The sequence below is a fragment of the Pseudaminobacter sp. Soil_N_29 genome, assembly GCF_057656055.1.
Genome location: NZ_JBDGLC010000009.1, coordinates 1 through 17,983, shown reverse-complemented (window position 1 = coordinate 17,983; position 17,983 = coordinate 1). Strand labels below are relative to the sequence as shown.

Annotated in this window: 14 protein-coding genes; 12 read left to right on the top strand and 2 right to left on the bottom strand. The window is 64.5% G+C overall.

Annotated features, from left to right (window positions below):
* The first annotated feature begins 4 nt into the window (after window positions 1-4).
* The 5 genes from grxC to AC3A4H_RS19125 all read left to right on the top strand — a co-directional run bounded on the left by grxC (window position 5) and on the right by AC3A4H_RS19125 (window position 3,255).
* Window positions 5-271: a glutaredoxin 3 gene (grxC, locus tag AC3A4H_RS19145; RefSeq protein WP_348780420.1), complete on the top strand. Its 267-nt coding sequence runs from the start codon at window positions 5-7 to the stop codon at window positions 269-271.
* A 10-nt stretch (window positions 272-281) separates the two neighbouring features.
* A complete protein-coding gene (locus AC3A4H_RS19140; RefSeq protein ID WP_487768128.1) occupies window positions 282-1,151 on the top strand; it encodes a carbon-nitrogen hydrolase family protein in 870 nt (289 codons plus the stop codon).
* Window positions 1,148-1,573: a DUF1178 family protein gene (locus AC3A4H_RS19135; protein WP_487768127.1), complete on the top strand. Its 426-nt coding sequence runs from the start codon at window positions 1,148-1,150 to the stop codon at window positions 1,571-1,573. Before AC3A4H_RS19140 ends, AC3A4H_RS19135 begins: the two co-directional genes overlap by 4 nt.
* A gap of 77 nt (window positions 1,574-1,650) precedes the next feature.
* Entirely contained in the window at window positions 1,651-2,268 is a 618-nt protein-coding gene (locus AC3A4H_RS19130; protein ID WP_487768126.1) for a hypothetical protein, read from the top strand.
* Between the two features lie 90 nt (window positions 2,269-2,358).
* Window positions 2,359-3,255 (top strand): DMT family transporter, encoded by an 897-nt coding sequence (locus AC3A4H_RS19125; RefSeq protein WP_487768125.1) that lies wholly within the window; start codon window positions 2,359-2,361, stop codon window positions 3,253-3,255.
* A gap of 11 nt (window positions 3,256-3,266) precedes the next feature.
* Here AC3A4H_RS19125 and ubiG read toward each other — a convergent pair whose 3' ends face one another.
* On the bottom strand, window positions 3,267-4,019 hold the full coding sequence (gene ubiG / locus AC3A4H_RS19120) for a bifunctional 2-polyprenyl-6-hydroxyphenol methylase/3-demethylubiquinol 3-O-methyltransferase UbiG (RefSeq protein WP_487768124.1): 753 nt from the start codon (window positions 4,017-4,019) through the stop codon (window positions 3,267-3,269).
* Between the two features lie 318 nt (window positions 4,020-4,337).
* Here ubiG and AC3A4H_RS19115 point away from each other — a divergent pair, with 318 nt between their 5' ends.
* The 7 genes from AC3A4H_RS19115 (at window position 4,338) to AC3A4H_RS19085 (ending at window position 15,512) form a co-directional block, all read left to right on the top strand.
* Entirely contained in the window at window positions 4,338-5,591 is a 1,254-nt protein-coding gene (locus tag AC3A4H_RS19115; RefSeq protein ID WP_348780426.1) for an aspartate kinase, read from the top strand.
* Window positions 5,592-5,672: 81 nt separating this feature from the next.
* On the top strand, window positions 5,673-7,946 hold the full coding sequence (gene ptsP / locus AC3A4H_RS19110) for a phosphoenolpyruvate--protein phosphotransferase (RefSeq protein ID WP_487768123.1): 2,274 nt from the start codon (window positions 5,673-5,675) through the stop codon (window positions 7,944-7,946).
* A gap of 130 nt (window positions 7,947-8,076) precedes the next feature.
* Window positions 8,077-9,156, top strand: coding sequence for a peptide chain release factor 1 (gene prfA, locus AC3A4H_RS19105; protein ID WP_487768122.1), 1,080 nt, complete (start codon window positions 8,077-8,079; stop codon window positions 9,154-9,156).
* Window positions 9,149-10,018, top strand: a complete 870-nt coding sequence (gene prmC / locus AC3A4H_RS19100) for a peptide chain release factor N(5)-glutamine methyltransferase (RefSeq protein WP_487768121.1) — start codon at window positions 9,149-9,151, stop codon at window positions 10,016-10,018. Before prfA ends, prmC begins: the two co-directional genes overlap by 8 nt.
* Before the next feature lie 308 nt (window positions 10,019-10,326).
* Complete coding sequence (locus AC3A4H_RS19095) at window positions 10,327-11,082, top strand: DUF4167 domain-containing protein (RefSeq protein ID WP_487768120.1); 756 nt, start codon at window positions 10,327-10,329, stop codon at window positions 11,080-11,082.
* 197 nt (window positions 11,083-11,279) lie between these two features.
* Window positions 11,280-13,892, top strand: a complete 2,613-nt coding sequence (gene clpB, locus AC3A4H_RS19090; RefSeq protein ID WP_348780431.1) for an ATP-dependent chaperone ClpB — start codon at window positions 11,280-11,282, stop codon at window positions 13,890-13,892.
* A gap of 162 nt (window positions 13,893-14,054) precedes the next feature.
* Window positions 14,055-15,512, top strand: coding sequence for a L,D-transpeptidase family protein (locus AC3A4H_RS19085; protein ID WP_487768119.1), 1,458 nt, complete (start codon window positions 14,055-14,057; stop codon window positions 15,510-15,512).
* A 161-nt stretch (window positions 15,513-15,673) separates the two neighbouring features.
* On the opposite strand, the gene AC3A4H_RS19080 is transcribed toward AC3A4H_RS19085, so the two are convergent.
* Window positions 15,674-17,623 carry a M23 family metallopeptidase gene (locus AC3A4H_RS19080; RefSeq protein WP_487768118.1) on the bottom strand — a complete coding sequence of 650 codons (1,950 nt, stop codon included), beginning with the start codon at window positions 17,621-17,623 and terminating at the stop codon, window positions 15,674-15,676.
* Window positions 17,624-17,983 lie beyond the last annotated feature (360 nt).

The window sequence follows — 17,983 nt, the reverse complement described above, 5'->3', positions numbered from 1 at the left end:
GATGATGGTCGATGTAACGATCTATACCCGTGCCTTGTGCGGCTACTGCAGCGCCGCCAAGCGGCTGCTCGACAAGAAGGGCGTCGCCTATGAAGAGCGCGACGCCACCTCCGCGCCGGAACTGAGGCAGGAGATGATCGAGCGCGCGGGACGATTTACCTTCCCGCAGATTTTCGTAGGCAGCATCCATGTCGGCGGCTGCGACGATCTGCATGATCTGGACGCGCAGGGCCGCCTTGACGGGCTGCTCGCCACCGGTACGCTCGGCTGAGGAGATTATCATGAGCAAGTTCAAAGCCGCCGCCATCCAGATGCGGACGGGCACCGACCCGCAAAAGAACGCCGAGACCTTCGAGACACTGGTGCGCGAGGCTGCGGCCAAGGGCGCGACCTATGTGCAGTCGCCGGAAATGACCGGCGCCATGGTGCGCGATGCGGAAGCAAGGCAGGCGGCCTTCACCACGCAGGACAAGGACATCATCGTGGCAACCGCGGCATCGCTTGCGCGCGATCTCGGCATTTTCGTCCATGTGGGTTCCACAGCAATCGTGCGCGAAGACGGCAAGCTTGCCAACCGCGCGCTGCTGCTTTCGCCCGAGGGCGACACCCTCGCCACCTACGACAAGATCCACATGTTCGACGTCGATCTCGACAATGGCGAGAGCTGGCGCGAATCCTCGGCCTATGAACCGGGCACGCAAGCAGTGGTGGCCGACCTGCCCTTCGCAAGGCTTGCCTTCGGCATCTGCTACGACGTGCGCTTCCCGCAACTCTTCCGTGCCGGGGCGCTTGCCGGCGCGAACGTGCTGTCGGCCCCGGCTGCCTTCACGCGCCAGACCGGGGAGGCGCACTGGCATGTGCTGCAGCGCGCCCGCGCCATAGAAAACGGTGCCTTCATGATCTCCGCCGCCCAGGGCGGCAAGCATGAGGACGGCCGCGAGACCTATGGTCACTCGATCATCGTCGATCCCTGGGGCAGGGTTTTGGCCGAGGCCGACCACGACGAGCCCGGCGTGATCGTGGCCGAGATCGACACGTCGCTTTCGGCCGCCGCGCGCGGCAAGATCCCCAACCTGAAGAATGCGCGCGAGTTCTCCGTCAGTGCGGTGGCGGCGAGCGAGGGAGAACCGCTGCGGGGAGCAGCCTCTTGATCACTTTTTCGCTTACCTGCGAGAGCGCCCACGAGTTCGAAGGGTGGTTCCGCAGCAATGACGACTTCCAGGCACAGAAGAAACGCAAGCTTGTGAGCTGCCCGATATGCGGCTCGCACGAGGTGGAAAAGGCGCTGATGGCGCCGGCCGTCTCCACCGGCCGCAAGCAGGAGAAGATCGCGCTGGCCATGAGCGCACAGCAGCGCGAGGCGCTGGCGCAGCTCAAGGCGCTTTCGGAAAAGATCCGCGAGAACGCCGACTATGTCGGAGACAAATTCGCGGAAGAGGCGCGCAAGATCCACTTCGGCGAGACGGAGGCGCGCGGGATCTACGGCGAAGCCACGCTGGACGAGGCCAAGAGCCTGGCCGACGACGGCGTGGATTTCATGCCGGTCCCGGTTTTTCCAGAGGACCGGAACTGAGGGCGGGGAAGCCCGCCTCTCCCGTACCCGCCGGCTCCCGGCCCGGGTTAATCTATCGATTCTTCGACTGGCTCTTGTTGAAGGTTGCCGTACGCCGTAGCTTCGACGGTCTGGAACTTGTCAACAATTTCGCCTCAGGCAAGGGAGGCGAGCTTGAAAGCGTCGAGCGCGCTCTGACACTGATCCGCGAGTTCGATCCCGTCCGTTACCGCCGGCTGCGACGCGACTTGGCGCGGATACGTGTCATCTTGCTTACAGGTGTCTTTGTGGAGTTCAGCGTTCGAGATTGGACTTGCAGACTCGATGGGCGCTTCATGAACCAGGAAAGCACTACCATTGAACGAGTGGCCTTGGCGATTGCGCACGTGGCGACACATGCCCGTCTGTTCAAAATGGGTTTCGGCTATGAGGAGAAAATGCGTGGCCGGATCGAGAGGATTTGTGTTCGGCGGGAAATCGCACTCGCGGCAAAGTTGCCGGCCGGAGAAGGCGCTGGCAATTGGTCAAGAGCGGCGTTGAATGCACGTCCCGCGCTTTCCGACGATGCGCTGCTAGAGCGTCGAGATGCTGCAGCCCGGGATAATTTTCTCTACCTCGGTGTGTCGCCAGTGATTGCCGACGCGGTGGTCTCGTATGTGAGTTGGAGACGCCGGCGAAGAGCGCGCAAGCTCAAGAACAACTCCTCAAGGCCATGATCGCGTTGTCCCCCTTGTTTCCTTTGGCTGGCGCATTCGTCTCAGCCGCTTTTCCGGTCAGATCGCGCTGAAATCGAATAGGGACGCGCGATGAAGGCTCTGTGGAACTCGGCCATCGGTCTGTTGCTGATCAACGGCCTGCTGCTGGGGATCACCTTGCCATTCGGCAAGATCGCTGCGGCGGCCGGCGTCCCACCCGCGATCTGGGCCTTCGTGATTTCCTTCGGAGCCGGCGCGGTGCTGCTCTCGGCGCTGCTGATGAACGGCGGCCGTCTTGGTCTCGACCGGCGCATGCTGCGCTATTTCTTCGTGGTGGCGGCTGTGTCCTACGCCATTCCGAACCTTCTGCTTTTTGCTTCCATCCTGCATCTGGGCGTCGGCTTCACCGGCATCATGTTCACCATGTCGCCGCTGATCACGCTGGCCTTTTCCTTGATGCTTAAGCTGCGCCGGCCGAGCGTACTCGGCGTAGCCGGCATCGGTGTCGGCTTCGTCGGCGCGCTGATCGTGGCTTTGACGCGCGGCGAGGCGAACCAGCCGGCCGAGCTGATCTGGGTGGTGGCCGGTTTGCTCATCCCCGTCAGCCTCGCGGTGGGCAATGTCTATCGCACGGTCGACTGGCCCGAGGGCAGCGGGCCGATCCATCTTGCCGCCGGAAGCCACCTTGCGGCTGCGGCGATGCTGTTGGTGGCGGCTGCGTTCAGCGCCGGAGGGCTGCCTTTCGGCCCACTTGCCGAGGTGCCCTGGCTGGTTGCAGCGCAGGTGATCGTCTCGTCGGCGATGTTTGCCGTGTTCTTCCGGCTGCAAGCGGTGGGCGGGCCGGTCTATCTCAGCCAGATCGGCTATGTCGCCGCCGCCATCGGCCTGATTTCCGGCATGCTCTTCCTTGGCGAAAGCTACCGGCTGGAGACCTGGCTGGGCGCGGTGCTGATTTCCATCGGGCTGGTCATGACGACCAAGGCGCAGACGCGCACCTCCGAAGCGTAGGCGGGGGCCGCTCAGGCGACAGGCCGCTTTTCCGTCAGCACCATGTAGTTGACGTCCATGTCCCGGGAGCGCTGCCAGCGGTCGGCAAGCGGGTTGTAGGCCACGCCGGTGCGGTCGGTGATGATCATGCCGGCATTGGCCAAGTACTGCTCCAGCTCCTCGGGCCGCACGAGCTTGGCATATTGGTGGGTGCCGCGCGGCAGCCAGCGCAGAACATACTCCGCCCCGAAGATCGCCAGCCCCAGCGCCTTCAGCGTGCGGTTGATGGTGGCCACGAACATGATGCCGTCCGGCTTCACCAGCTCGGCGCATTTGGTGATGTAGAGCTGTGGGTCCGAAACATGCTCGATCACTTCCATGTTGAGCACAACGTCGAACTTCTCGCCGGCATCGGCCAGCGCCTCGGCGGTGGTGGCGCGGTAGTCCACCGTCACGCCGGATTCGGCGGCGTGCAGCTTGGCGACCTCGATGTTGGTTTCGGAGGCGTCGGCGCCGACGACATCGGCGCCAAGGCGCGCCATGGGTTCGCACAGAAGGCCGCCGCCGCAGCCGATGTCGAGGATGCGCAGGCCCTCGAAGGGGCGCGCCTGATGCGAATCACGGCCGAAGCGTGCGGTCACCTGGTCGCGCACATAGGCCAGTCGCACCGGGTTGAACTTGTGCAGCGGGCGGAATTTTCCGTTCGGATTCCACCATTCAGCGGCGAGGGCCGAAAAGCGTTCCACCTCTGCGGTGTCGATCGTCGATCGCGTGGCTTCGGGCATGGCTCGTCTCCTTCGTTGCAAGGAAGTCGGCGGTGAGGCGGCGAATGTCAAGGCAGCAATTTTGGCGGCGGGGGTCTTGCTCCTAGTCGAGGGGAGGGGGACGCAGGACTGTCCGGCGGGTCGAACGGCGAACGACAGACATGACGGCGTCGCGGCTTAACGAAGCGGCTGCGAGCCGGAACCCATTGCGCGTCTTGCGAAACAGCGAGCTTTTGGCTATGGAGGCCGCGACTTGGCGCCCGGCTCCCGCGGTGCTTTCGTTTGGACTTTCCGGTGGCAGTACAGCCCTGGGGACAGTTTAAGGGACGACCGGCTTCCATGGCGCGTATCGTGATGAAATTCGGCGGAACCTCCGTCGCCGACATCAGCCGCATCCGCAATGTGGCGCGCCACGTCAAACGCGAGGTCGACGCGGGCCATGAAGTGGCCGTCGTCGTTTCCGCCATGGCCGGCAAGACCAACGAGCTGGTTGCCTGGACCCGCGAAGCTTCCGCCATGCACGATGCGCGCGAATATGACGCCGTCGTTGCCTCCGGCGAGCAGGTCACGGCCGGCCTGCTGGCGATCACGCTGCAGAACATCGGCGTCAACGCCCGCTCCTGGCAGGGCTGGCAGATCCCGATCCGTACCGACAACGCCCATGGCGCGGCGCGCATCCTGGACATTGACGGCTCGTTCCTGATCGAGCGCTTCAAGCAGGGGCAGGTGGCGGTCATCGCCGGCTTCCAGGGCATCGGACCCGACAACCGGATCGCCACGCTTGGGCGCGGCGGCTCCGACACCAGCGCGGTGGCTATCGCCGCCGCCGTGAAGGCCGATCGCTGCGACATCTATACCGACGTGGACGGCGTCTACACCACCGATCCGCGCATCGAGCCGAAGGCGCGCCGCATGAGCAGGATCACCTTCGAGGAGATGCTCGAAATGGCATCCCTCGGGGCCAAGGTCCTGCAGGTGCGTTCGGTGGAGCTTGCCATGGTGCACCGGGTGCGGACCTTCGTGCGGTCTTCCTTTGTGGAGCCGGACGCGCCGGGAATGGGCGATTTCGACAATCCGCCCGGAACCCTTATTTGCGACGAGGATGAAATCGTGGAACAGCAGGTCGTAACCGGAATCGCATATGCCAAGGACGAGGCCCAGATTTCGCTGCGCCGCGTTTCCGACCGGCCGGGCGTGGCGGCAGGCATCTTCGGACCGCTGGCCGAGGCCAACATCAATGTCGACATGATCGTCCAGAACATCTCCGAGGATGGCAAGTCGACCGACATGACCTTCACCGTGCCGTCGGGCGATGTCGACAAGGCGCTGGCGGTGCTGGAAAAGATCCGCCCCGAAATCGGCTTTGACGCGGTTCAGCACGACCAGGGCATGTCGAAAGTTTCCGTCATCGGCATCGGCATGCGCAGCCATGCCGGCGTGGCGGCGACCGCTTTCAAGGCCCTTGCCGAAAAGGGCATCAATATCCGTGCGATCACCACTTCCGAGATCAAGATTTCGATCCTGATCGACGGTCCTTATACAGAACTTGCCGTTCGCACTTTACATTCGGTCTACGGGCTAGATAAGCAGTAGATCAGACGAATTTTTCGTCCTTGCGTTAGCCGGCGTGTGGCACAATGCACGCCGGACGATGCCATTTGGAGACGACGCCTGATGCGTGACACGGCCGCCGGTCCGCGCGTTCTCTTGAAACGGCTCCGCGAGCTGATGGCGGAGCCGCTCGAGCCGCAGGAGCGGCTCGACAGGATCGTGCACGACATCGCCAAGAACATGGTGGCCGAAGTCTGCTCCCTCTATGTGTTGCGCGCCGATTCCGTTCTCGAACTTTACGCCACCGAGGGTCTGAACCCCGGCTCCGTCCACCTTGTTCAGCTGCGGCTGGGCGAAGGTCTCGTCGGCACGATCGCCGCCAGCGCGCGGCCGCTCAACCTTTCCAATGCGCAAGAGCATCCGGCCTTCGCCTACCTGCCGGAGACCGGGGAAGAGATCTACAACTCCTTCCTCGGCGTGCCGGTGCTGCGCGCAGGGCGCACGCTGGGCGTGCTGGTGGTGCAGAACCGCACCAAGCGGCACTATCGCGAAGATGAGGTTGAGGCGCTGGAAACCACGGCGATGGTGATCGCCGAGATGATCGCGACGGGCGATCTGGCGCGGCTGACCCGCCATGGCGGGCTGGAGCTGGACCTGCGTCGGGCGGCAAGCTTCAAGGGGCTGGCCTTCAACGAAGGCGTCGGGCTTGGCCACGTGGTGCTGCACGAGCCGCGCATCGTGGTGACCAACCTGTTCAACGAGAATTCCGACCAGGAAATGCGCCGCCTGGATGCCGCGCTCGGTTCGCTGCGGCTGTCCATCGACGACATGCTGTCGCGGCGCGAGGTGGCGTTCGAGGGCGAGCACCGCGACGTGCTCGAGGCCTATCGCATGTTCGCCAACGATCGCGGCTGGGTGCGCCGCCTCGAAGAGGCGATCCGCAACGGCCTGACCGCGGAAGCCGCCGTGGAAAAGGTCCAGAGCGACATGCGCGCCCGCATGCTGCACATGACCGACCCCTACCTGCGCGAACGCATGAGCGACTTCGACGACCTCGCCAACCGGCTGCTGCGGCAGTTGATGGGGCGGGCGCCGGAGGACATCGCCGCGACCCTGCCGAAGGATGCGATCATCGTTGCCCGCTCCATGGGTGCGGCCGAGCTGCTGGACTACCCGCGGGAGAAGATGCGCGGACTGGTTCTGGAAGACGGCACCGCCACGAGCCATGTCGTGATCGTGGCCCGCGCCATGGGCATCCCTGTGGTGGGCCAGGCCAAGGGCGCGGTGTCTCTCGCCGAGAACGGCGACGCCATCATCGTCGACGGCGAGGACGGGACCATCCACCTGCGCCCGCAGGGCGACCTGGAGAAGGTCTACGCCGAGAAGGTGCGCTTCCGCGCCAAGCGGCAGGAGCTTTACCGCGAGCTGCGCAACAAGCCTTCCAGAAGCAAGGACGGCGTTCATATCGATCTGCTGATCAATGCCGGGCTTGCGGTGGACCTGCCGCAGCTAGCCGAGTCGGGTGCGGGCGGCATCGGGCTGTTCCGCACCGAGCTACAATTCATGGTGGCTTCGACCCTGCCCCGCGCGGAAGCGCAGGAAGCTCTCTATCGCGACGTACTGGATGCCGCGCAGGGCAAGCCGGTGACGTTCCGCACCATCGATATCGGCGGCGACAAGGTGCTTCCCTACTTCAAGGGCATGGTGCACGAGGAAAACCCGGCACTGGGTTGGCGCGCGATCCGCCTGACCCTGGACCGGCCGGGGCTGCTACGCTCGCAGGTGCGGGCGCTGCTCAAGGCGGCCGGCGGGCGCGAGCTCAGGATCATGCTGCCGATGGTGACGGAACTGGGCGAGATCGCGCAGGCGCGCGAGATGGTCGACCGCGAGGTTCGGCATCTGTCGCGCTTCGCGCATCTTTTGCCGACCAGCCTGAAGCTTGGCGCCATGATCGAGGTGCCATCGCTGCTGTGGCAGCTCGACGAGCTGATGGAGATGGTGGATTTCGTGTCCGTCGGCTCCAACGATCTGTTCCAGTTCGTGATGGCCGCCGATCGCGGCAACACCCAGCTCTCCGACCGGTTCGACCCGCTGTCGGTGCCTTTCCTGCGCGTGCTCAAGCACATTGCAGATGCCGGCCGGCGCAACCACACGCCGGTGACGCTGTGCGGGGAATTGGCTGGAAAGCCGATCTCGGCCATGGCGCTGATCGGGCTCGGCTACCGCTCGATCTCGATGTCGCCCGCCTCCATCGGCCCGGTCAAGGCGATGCTGGCGGAGCTGCCGGTGGCTGAGCTGAAGGCGTTCCTGGAGGACAACCTTGAAGGCCCCAGCGTGAGCTTGCCGATGCGGGCGCTGTTGCAGACCTTCGCGGATGACCGCTCGATTCCACTTTGAGACCCGAGCGAAGGCGGCCTGCGAATGAAGAATTTCTGCGGTTGCGGTGTTTCGTCCCTATATGTAGGTCGCGTATATCAGCGCCGATGGCCGGCGCGCCTGACGTGAATCCCGTCGAGTATCAATGACAATGACCAATCTGCCCCGCGATCGCATGGACCAGGTAGTTAAGCGCTTCGACATGCTCGAGGCGCAGATGGCCGCTGGCCCCGATCCGGACGCATATGTGAAGATGGCCTCGGAATATGCCGACATCCAGGAGATGGTGGCCAAGATCCGGGAACTGCGCGCCGCGGAGCAGGAGCTGGCCGACCTGGAGGCGATGCTGGACGACAAGGCGACCGACGCCGAGATGCGGGCGCTGGCCGAAGGCGAACTTCCGGCGGTGGAAGACAGGATCGAGGCCCTGCAAAAGGACATCCAGATCCTGCTGCTGCCCAAGGATGCGGCCGACGACAAGAACGCTATCCTGGAAATCCGCGCCGGCACCGGCGGCGACGAGGCGGCGCTGTTTGCTGGCGACCTGTTTCGCATGTACGAGCGCTACGCGGCCGAACAGGGCTGGCGCATGGAAGTCGTTTCCACCAGTGAGGGCGACGTGGGCGGCTTCAAGGAAATCATCGCCACGGTTTCGGGCAAGGGCGTCTTCGCCAAGCTGAAATATGAGTCCGGCGTGCACCGCGTGCAGCGCGTGCCTGAAACCGAAGGCAGCGGACGCATCCACACTTCCGCCGCGACCGTGGCGGTTTTGCCCGAGGCCGAGGAGGTGGACATCGAAATCCGGTCGGAAGACATTCGCATCGACACGATGCGGGCCTCCGGCTCGGGCGGCCAGCACGTCAACACCACCGATTCGGCGGTGCGCATCACCCATATCCCGACCGGCATCATGGTCGTGCAGGCCGAGAAGTCGCAGCACCAGAACCGGGCGCGGGCCATGCAGATCCTGCGTTCGCGGCTGTTCGACATGGAACGCACCAAGGCCGACGCCGAACGCTCCGAATCGCGCAAGGCGCAGGTGGGCTCCGGCGACCGCTCGGAACGCATCCGCACCTACAATTTCCCGCAAGGGCGGGTGACCGACCATCGCATCAATCTGACCCTCTACAAGCTCGACCGGGTGATGATGGGCGAACTGGAAGACATCATCGCGCCGCTGATCTCGGACCATCAGTCCAGGCTGCTGGCCGATATGGGCCTCGATGCCTGACCTGGCCGAACGCGCGCTGGGCTCCACGTTGCGCGCGGCGCGGTCGCGGCTTGTGGCGGCCGGCGTGGCAACCCCCGACATCGACGCAAGGCTGATCGTCGAACATTTCTCCGGGACCACCCGCAGCGATGCCATCAGCTCGCCCGAACGGGAGCTGGACGCGACGGCTGTTACGGCCATCGATGCCGCGCTGGAGCGTCGGATCAACGGCGAGCCGGTTCACCGGATTCTCGGCTTTCGCGAGTTCTACGGCCTCAAGCTGATGCTTTCGCCCGAAACGCTGGAGCCCCGGCCCGACACCGAAACCCTGGTCGATCTGGTTCTGCCGTTTGTGCGCAAGGTGGCGGAAAGGGAAGGCGCCTGCCGCATCCTGGACCTCGGCACCGGCACCGGAGCCATACCGCTGGCGCTGCTTAATGAGGTGCCGCAAGCCGTCGCCGTCGGCGTCGACATTTCAGCCGACGCGCTTGCCACCGCGCGCCTGAACGCCGAAGCGCTGGGATTGGCGGCGCGCTTTACCGCGCTGCAAAGCGACTGGTTCACAAAAATTTCCGGTCGCTTCCATTTAATTGTCTCAAACCCCCCTTATATAAGGAGCACGGATATTGGTGCTCTCCAGCCTGAAGTGAAGCGGTTTGACCCGGTGCTTGCGCTGGATGGAGGCGAAGATGGTCTCGACGCCTATCGCACCATAGCTGCCGGCGCGGCGGCGTATCTCGAGGCTGGCGGAAGGGTCGCCCTAGAAATCGGTTTCGATCAAAAAGCAGATGTGAGCGGGATTTTCGGCGCGGCCGGGTATCAACTCACGGCCGATGCATATGATCTGGCCGGGAATGATCGTGCATTGGTTTTCGGTCGTTGAATCAAAGCCTTGCCTTGGAACGAAAAAATACTTGGCAAGTCTCGGGAATGCCGCTAGGTTCGAAATACCGGATGAGACGAAGCAGGCAGTGCTGTAATCGGTTCGGTTCCCTTTGAAACAGACTGCCTTCTTGCGTGGACAACGCGTCTGCTTCGTGCGGGGATCACCCGGCAAGTGACATGAGACCGGAACGGAATGGTACGTGACGCCAACGCAAATGATGCGGGCGAACACCGTCGGAACTACATTAAACGGCTGGCCGTTGGCGCGCTCCGTTCGCGAGATGTTTTCAAAATGAAGAGAGTCTGATGAGGCCACAACAGCAGAACAGGCGTATGCGCGGCCGCAACAACGGCGGCGGAAACAACGGCAACGGTCGCAAGGGGCCGAACCCGCTTACGCGCAACTACGAAAGCAACGGCCCGGACGTGAAGATTCGCGGCTCCGCGCAGCAGATCGCCGAGAAATACGCAACCTTGGCCCGCGACGCCCAGAGCGCCGGCGACCGCGTGATGGCGGAAAACTACCTGCAGCATGCCGAGCACTACAACCGCATCATTGCAGCCGCCCAGGGGCAGATGCAGCACCAGCATGTTCACCACAGCCGCGACGAAGTCGACGACGATTCGGATCAGGATCGCGAAGAGTTCGAGAACCAGGGCAATGTGCAGCCCGCGACCGCCGCGGCCGGTGGGCAGGAGCAGGAGCCTGAGCTTGCAGCCGCTTCGGCCGAAATCCACGGCTCCGGTCCGCAGCCCGTCATCGAAGGCACGCCGGCGGAAGTCGCGCTGACCGCGGAGACGGCGGTCGAAACGACGGAAGGCCGCGGGCGCGGACGTGGCCGCCGCCCGATGCGCAACCAGGAGCAGCCGACCGAGAAGGTCGAGGCTTCGGCGGAAAATGAAGATGCCAAGGCCGAGGACAAGGCAGCAGCGCCGCGTCGCGGCCGCCGCCCGCGCCGCGAGAGCCCGACGGCAGAAGACAGCGCGGCCGGTTCCGAACAGGTCGCTCCCGCTGCCGAACCGGCCGACGGCGATGGTGTCCTGGCCGCTGTAAACGGCTAAGGCCCTGGTATCGTGTTCCGAAAACGGCGCAGACTTCGGTCTGCGCCGTTTTTCTTTGTCGGCACCACAGGGACATCTTGAGGAAATTCCGGCCATACCCATATCAGGCTCGACATGGACCCGGCTCGATGGAGGGGGTCTGTCGCCGAAAACCGATCCGGTGCCGCAAAGCGGGCCGGTGACGCATGGAGACGATCATGAATTTGGAAAAATATTCCGAGCGCGTTCGCGGCTTCATTCAGTCAGCCCAGACGCTGGCCCTTTCAAGAAACCATCAGCAGTTTTCTCCCGAACACATTTTGAAGGTTCTCGTCGACGACGATGAGGGCCTTGCCGCCTCGCTGATCGAGCGCGCCGGCGGCAGCGCCCGCGACGTCAAGCTCGGCGTCGAGGCCGCGCTTGAAGCGATGCCGCGCGTCGAAGGCGGAAACGGCCAGCTCTATCTGGCCCAGCCGCTGGCAAAGGTTTTTTCGACTGCCGAGGAGCTGGCGCAGAAGGCCGGCGACAGTTTCGTCACCGTCGAGCGCCTGCTGCAGGCGCTGGCAATGGAAAAGTCTGCCAAGACCTCCGAAATACTCGCCAAGGCCGGCGTGACCCCGCAGGCGCTGAACCAGGCGATCAACGAGATTCGCAAGGGCCGCACCGCCGATTCGGCCAGCGCCGAACAGGGCTATGACGCGCTGAAGAAATATGCGCGCGACCTGACCGCAGATGCGCGCGCGGGCAAGCTCGACCCGGTCATCGGCCGCGACGACGAAATCCGCCGCACCATCCAGGTGCTGTCACGGCGCACCAAGAACAATCCGGTGCTGATCGGCGAGCCCGGCGTTGGCAAGACCGCCATCGCCGAGGGCCTGGCGCTCCGCATCGTCAATGGCGACGTGCCCGAGTCGCTGAAGGACAAGCAACTGATGGCGCTCGACATGGGCGCGCTGATTGCCGGTGCGAAGTATCGGGGCGAGTTCGAGGAGCGCCTGAAGGCGGTGCTTTCGGAAGTCACGTCGGCTGCCGGCGGTATCATCCTGTTCATCGACGAGATGCACACGCTGGTCGGCGCCGGCAAGGCGGATGGCGCAATGGACGCATCGAACCTGCTGAAGCCGGCGCTGGCACGCGGCGAACTGCATTGCGTCGGCGCCACCACGCTCGACGAGTATCGGAAATATATCGAGAAGGACGCCGCGCTTGCCCGCCGCTTCCAGCCGGTGTTCATCGACGAGCCGACGGTGGAAGACACGATCTCGATCCTGCGCGGGCTGAAGGAGAAGTACGAGCAGCACCACAAGGTGCGCATCTCCGACTCGGCGCTGGTCGCGGCGGCGACGCTGTCCAACCGCTACATTTCCGACCGCTTCCTGCCCGACAAGGCAATCGACCTGGTGGACGAGGCCGCCTCGCGGCTGCGGATGCAGGTCGACTCGAAGCCGGAGGCACTGGACGAGGTCGACCGCCGCATCATGCAGCTAAAGATCGAGCGCGAAGCGCTGCGGGTCGAGAAAGACGAGGCCTCGAAGGACCGGCTGGCGAAGCTCGAGACCGAGCTGGCCTCGCTGGAGGAAGAATCGGCCGAACTGACGGCCAAGTGGCAGGCCGAGAAGCAGAAGCTTGGCCTTGCCGCCGACCTGAAGAAGCAGATCGACGACGCCCGCAACGAACTGGCGATCGCCCAGCGCAAGGGCGAGTTCCAGCGCGCCGGCGAGCTTGCCTATGGCAGGATCCCCGAGCTTGAGCGCAAGCTGAAGGAGGCCGAAGCGCAGGAGGATGACAAGCGCGGCATGGTCCAGGAGACCGTGACGCCGGACAACATCGCGCATATCGTCTCGCGCTGGACCGGCATTCCGGTCGACAAGATGCTGGAAGGCGAGCGCGAAAAGCTGCTCAGGATGGAAGACGAGCTGGCCAAGCGCGTGGTGGGGCAGGGCGAGGCGGTGCAGGCGGTGTCCAAGGCGGTGCGGCGCGCCCGCGCCGGGCTGCAGGACCCGAACCGGCCGATCGGCTCGTTCATGTTCCTCGGCCCGACCGGCGTCGGCAAGACCGAGCTGACCAAGGCGCTGGCCGCCTTCCTGTTCGACGACGAAACCGCGATGGTGCGTATCGACATGTCGGAGTTCATGGAGAAGCACTCGGTTGCCCGGCTGATCGGCGCGCCTCCCGGCTATGTCGGCTACGAGGAGGGCGGCGCGCTGACGGAGGCGGTGCGGCGCCGGCCCTATCAGGTCGTGTTGTTCGACGAGATCGAGAAGGCGCACCCGGATGTCTTCAACGTGCTGTTGCAGGTGCTGGACGACGGCCGCCTGACCGACGGCCAGGGCCGCACGGTGGACTTCCGCAACACGCTGATCATCATGACGTCGAATCTCGGCGCCGAATATCTGGTTGGCCTCGGCGAGCACGAGGATGTCGACAAGGTTCGCGACGAGGTCATGGCCGTGGTCAAGGCCTCGTTCCGGCCGGAATTCCTCAACCGCGTCGATGAGGTGATTCTGTTCCATCGCCTGCGGCGCCAGGACATGGACAAGATCGTCAAGATCCAGCTCAAGCGCCTGGAGGCACTGCTGACCGATCGCAAGATCACGCTCGATCTCGACCACGAGGCGATCGAGTGGCTGGCCAACAAGGGCTACGATCCGGCCTATGGCGCACGGCCGCTGAAGCGGGTGATGCAGAAGGAGCTGCAGGACCCGCTGGCCGAGAAGATCCTGCTGGGCGAGGTTCTCGACGGCTCGACGGTGAAGATCACCGCTGGGTCCGACAGGCTGAACTTCCGCGTCAAGGCATCCGAGCCCGCGGCGGCGGAAAAGGCCGCCTGACCAGTTCGCGAACATTGGATGGCCGCCTTCGGGCGGCCATTTTCATGCCCGGTTCATGTGTGAACCACTAGGCCGACAATGCAATTGCGATTGAAGCTCTCGAACAGGACGCTGCACGCTGCCTTCTGCAGGCGGCGGCAGTCGGGGGAATTTTTGGCGAATATGGTCAGCAGAATCAGTCTTCTGTCAGCGGTTGCGGCCGCGCTTTGGGCCTGCGGCGCGCAGGCAGCCGAGTTTGTGGACGCCCGCGAATCACCCGCGAAGGGTCGAATCACCCGCGCCGCGGAGAGTGGCGTCCTTCTTGCCCAGTCAGGCGAGGTGGAAATCTATTTCGACGGCAATGGCAACCGAGTCATCGTCGATGCCTATACCGGCGAGATCATCGCCATCCAGCCGCCGCGCCGGGTGACGGGGGCGCGCAACGGCCTGGACGAGCCGCGCCGGCGCGGCGGGTACTACAGGGTCGAGCCGGCCGAGCCGGAGCCCTATCCGGGCCAGCGCCGGCGTCCGCTGGAGCGCTATCAGGCGCCGCCGCCCGACAACTATGGCGACTGGGGCCTGGACGAGTTTCCACCGGCGCCCCAACATGTGTATCCGGACGACGGGACCTATCCCGACGACGGCCTGGGGCCCGAACCGCGGGTGGTCCGGCGCGAGCCGGTGACGCGCAGCCCGCTGGGCGATCCGGTCGCGCGTGCGCCGGAAACGGACACGACCACCATCATCGAGGCGCCGGAGTTCGACGGCGGAGCGTTGCAGCCGCCGACTAGCTTCACCGCGCGCGAGGACGTCGCCTCGCTTCAGATCCTGCTGGACCGTGCCGGCGCTTCGCCCGGCGTCATCGACGGCAAGTTCGGCAGCAATGTCGACAAGGCCCTGCTTGCCTATCGCGACATCACCGGCACCAACCTGAAGTCGACCGACACGGCCGACATCAGGGCAGCTCTTGCCGCGAGCGGCGGCGATCCGTTCATCAACTACACGATCACGCCGGAGGATGCCGCCGGGCCCTTCGTGGCATCGGTTCCGGCCGATTACGGCCAGAAGGCGCAGCTCGAACATATGAGCTTCACCTCGGTGGTCGAAATGCTGGCCGAGCGCTTCCACATGGACCAAGCCTATCTGAAGGCGCTCAATCCGGAGGCGAACTTCAATCGCCCCGGCACCATCATCCGGGTGGCGAATGTCAACCGGAAGCCCGCTGGCAAGGTGACGCAAATCATTGCCGACAAGAGCCGCAAGCAGGTTCGCGCCTATGACGAATCGGGCAGGCTGGTGGTTGCTTATCCGGCAACGATCGGCTCGGCCGACACGCCTTCGCCCACCGGCACGCATGCCGTGTCGCGGGTCGCGCTCAACCCCAATTACACCTACAATCCCAAGCTCAACTTCAAGCAGGGCGACAATGACAGGATCCTCACCATTCCGCCGGGCCCGAACGGCCCGGTCGGCACGGTCTGGATCGCGCTCGACAAGCCGACCTACGGCATTCACGGCACGCCCGAACCCTCCAAGATCGGCAAGACCGAAAGCCATGGCTGCGTGCGCCTAACCAACTGGGACGCAGAGCAGCTTGCCAAGCTGGTCAGCCCCGGCGTGCCGGTCGAGTTCGTCGATTAGATCCTTGCCCGCGGACAGGCGACCGCCTGCGGCCGCGAATCAAACTGTCCCGCATATCGGCCCGCGAATCCGAATCGATTCGCGGGCCGATGCTTGAGGACGAATCAGTGTTGGAGATCTGGGCGCTGTCCGCCTGAGGCGGCGTGCCGAAAGTGCGAGCGTTAGCCGCTCGCCTTGGCGCTGCTGGCCACCTTGAGCGAGCCGCCGGCGCCGTCCTTCAGCAGGGCGTCGATTCGCTCGCGCTCGCGCTTGAAGGAAACGAGGTCGTCGCCCTGCAGCACCTTCCCCACGGGCAGGCGCACGCGCATCGGGTCGACCTTGGCGCCGTTGACCATCAGTTCATAGTGAAGGTGCGGCCCGGTCGAGAGGCCGGTAGAGCCGAGATAGCCGATCACCTGGCCCTGGCGCACCTTGGCGCCCGGCACGATGCCCGACGCGAAGCCGCTCTGGTGGTTGTATGAGGTCTGGTAGCCATTGGCGTGGCGGATGATGGTCTGCTTGCCGTAGCCGCCGGCCCAGGCGGCCTTTTCCACCACGCCATTGCCCGCGGCGATGATCGGCGTTCCGGTGGGGGCTGCCCAGTCGACGCCGGTGTGCATGCGGGTATAGCCGAGCACCGGGTGCCGGCGCGCGCCGAAGCCGGAGCGGAACACGCCGTTGGGCAGCGGGTTGCGCAGCAGGAACTGCTTGGCGCTGCGGCCTTCGCCGTCGAAATAGTCGATGCTGCCGTCGCGCATCTGGAAGCGGTAGAAATTGCGGGTGGCGCCGCCGAAGTTCGCCGAAACGTAGAGGAGCTGCGATTCCTGGTCGTCGCCGTCGGGCTCGGAGAACAGCACCTCGAGCCGGTCGGAGGGGTTGAGGCGCGACTGGAAGTCGACCTCGGAGGCCAGCAGCTTGATGAGCTGCTTCGTCATGTCCCTCGACATGTCATAGGAATAGGCCGCCCGGTAAATGCCGTCATAGACGGTGGGCAGGTTGCCGCGCGCGGTCGCAGGCAGCGAACCGTCGAATGCCGTCAGAAGCTCCGGGTTGGGCTCGGGCTCGTCCGTGGTCACATATTGGTTGTGGTCATTGAGCGCGATGGTCAGCAGGTGCTGGGTGCGGTTGTAGACGCTGGTGCGGACGATTCGGGCTTCGTCCCCGCGCACCTCGAGCCCGACGCGCAGCACCGCGCCGGCCTTCAGGGTCTTGCCATTGAACATCTTGCCGATGGCCTCGGCCATTCCGGCGGCATCGTCTCCCGTATAGCCGGAATCGGCCAGGGCCTCGGCCACCTCACGCTCGATCGCGAAGGGGATGATTTCCTCCGCATAAGCCAGCGCCGAATCATCCGTCGCGCTCCGGGAGGCGACGGAGACGTTTTCCGGAACGATTCGCACGCCATAGGAGCCGGCCAGCGTCTGGGAGGCGAGCGAATCGCCGAATCGCTCCGGATCGACATAGTGCAGCGCGGCGACCTGGACGTCGCCGTCGGTCAGAATCGCTCCGGTGACCTTTACGACCTGCTCCACCTCGTCGCCGGAAAGGTCGCTCCTTTCGTCAAAGGCGGCGGTATCCATGGGGAAATCCACCGTCTTCAGGCTCATCTCGCTTTCGACCTTGACCCCGTAGACCTGGCCGGCCGGGGCGGTGGGCGTCTGTTTGGCGCCATCCTCGGCAAAGACATCGAGCGGATCGAAGGGTGGATAGCTGCGGGAAGTCTTGTAGCCCGCGGCCAGGGCCATCTTTACCTGGACGAAAGGCACGGTGCGCACCACGTCGCGATCGCCGACGCGGCTGGACATGGATACTTCGATTCGTCGCCGGTCCTTGGCCCGAGCGATCTGGCGCGACTGCACGAGTCGGCCGGTCTTGGCGCTTTGCCCGCCGTCGTCCTTCTGCGCAATCGTGGCCAGTTCGGCGATTTCGGGCGGGGTTGCCAGCTGCTCGCGGCCGTCGAGCGCGGCAAACAGTGCCACGCCCATCAACACGCTCGACGTCACGCCGGTCAGGAACGTGCCCGACAGCCAGCGCGCGGAAACCTCGCGCCGATCGGGCGGGCCGCTGCGCCCGTCCGCGATCAGCGGCGGCTCGTTGCCGAGTTCGGCTATGGTTTGATCGACATCCTGCATTGAAAGCGGCGGCTTTTCCTGTCCCCGAACGTCGCCGGTATTTTCACGTGAAGCCCCGACAATTGCCTGCCGGGACTGATGAAGTCAACGAAAGCTCCTTTTCGCGCCGGCCGGCAGGATCGACGCCCCCTATATAGGCACGCGCGCGAGGGCATGAAAACGCCATGCCCGAGGCAAGACATTCACGGGGATTTGGGCCGCAATAGGGCTCCAATGGGGCCGCCCCCACCAGAGGGAATGCCTTTCACACGACCTTACGCAGGGTTTTGCAGGGTTGTCTGGTTTTTGTCGCAAAAAATTCAAAAAAGGCGAAAAAGGTCGTTGACAGTCTGCGAGGGTGGGGCCTATATACGCCTCAAC

Coding starts and splice junctions, on each gene's coding strand:
- prfA (WP_487768122.1), top strand. CDS start 8,077: ATGACCAATCTGCCCCGCGATCGCATGGACCAGGTAGTTAAGCGCTTC.
- ubiG (WP_487768124.1), bottom strand. CDS start 4,019: ATGCCCGAAGCCACGCGATCGACGATCGACACCGCAGAGGTGGAACGC.
- AC3A4H_RS19095 (WP_487768120.1), top strand. CDS start 10,327: ATGAGGCCACAACAGCAGAACAGGCGTATGCGCGGCCGCAACAACGGC.
- prmC (WP_487768121.1), top strand. CDS start 9,149: ATGCCTGACCTGGCCGAACGCGCGCTGGGCTCCACGTTGCGCGCGGCG.
- clpB (WP_348780431.1), top strand. CDS start 11,280: ATGAATTTGGAAAAATATTCCGAGCGCGTTCGCGGCTTCATTCAGTCA.
- AC3A4H_RS19085 (WP_487768119.1), top strand. CDS start 14,055: ATGGTCAGCAGAATCAGTCTTCTGTCAGCGGTTGCGGCCGCGCTTTGG.
- AC3A4H_RS19125 (WP_487768125.1), top strand. CDS start 2,359: ATGAAGGCTCTGTGGAACTCGGCCATCGGTCTGTTGCTGATCAACGGC.
- AC3A4H_RS19080 (WP_487768118.1), bottom strand. CDS start 17,623: ATGCAGGATGTCGATCAAACCATAGCCGAACTCGGCAACGAGCCGCCG.
- AC3A4H_RS19140 (WP_487768128.1), top strand. CDS start 282: ATGAGCAAGTTCAAAGCCGCCGCCATCCAGATGCGGACGGGCACCGAC.
- ptsP (WP_487768123.1), top strand. CDS start 5,673: ATGCGTGACACGGCCGCCGGTCCGCGCGTTCTCTTGAAACGGCTCCGC.
- AC3A4H_RS19115 (WP_348780426.1), top strand. CDS start 4,338: ATGGCGCGTATCGTGATGAAATTCGGCGGAACCTCCGTCGCCGACATC.
- grxC (WP_348780420.1), top strand. CDS start 5: ATGGTCGATGTAACGATCTATACCCGTGCCTTGTGCGGCTACTGCAGC.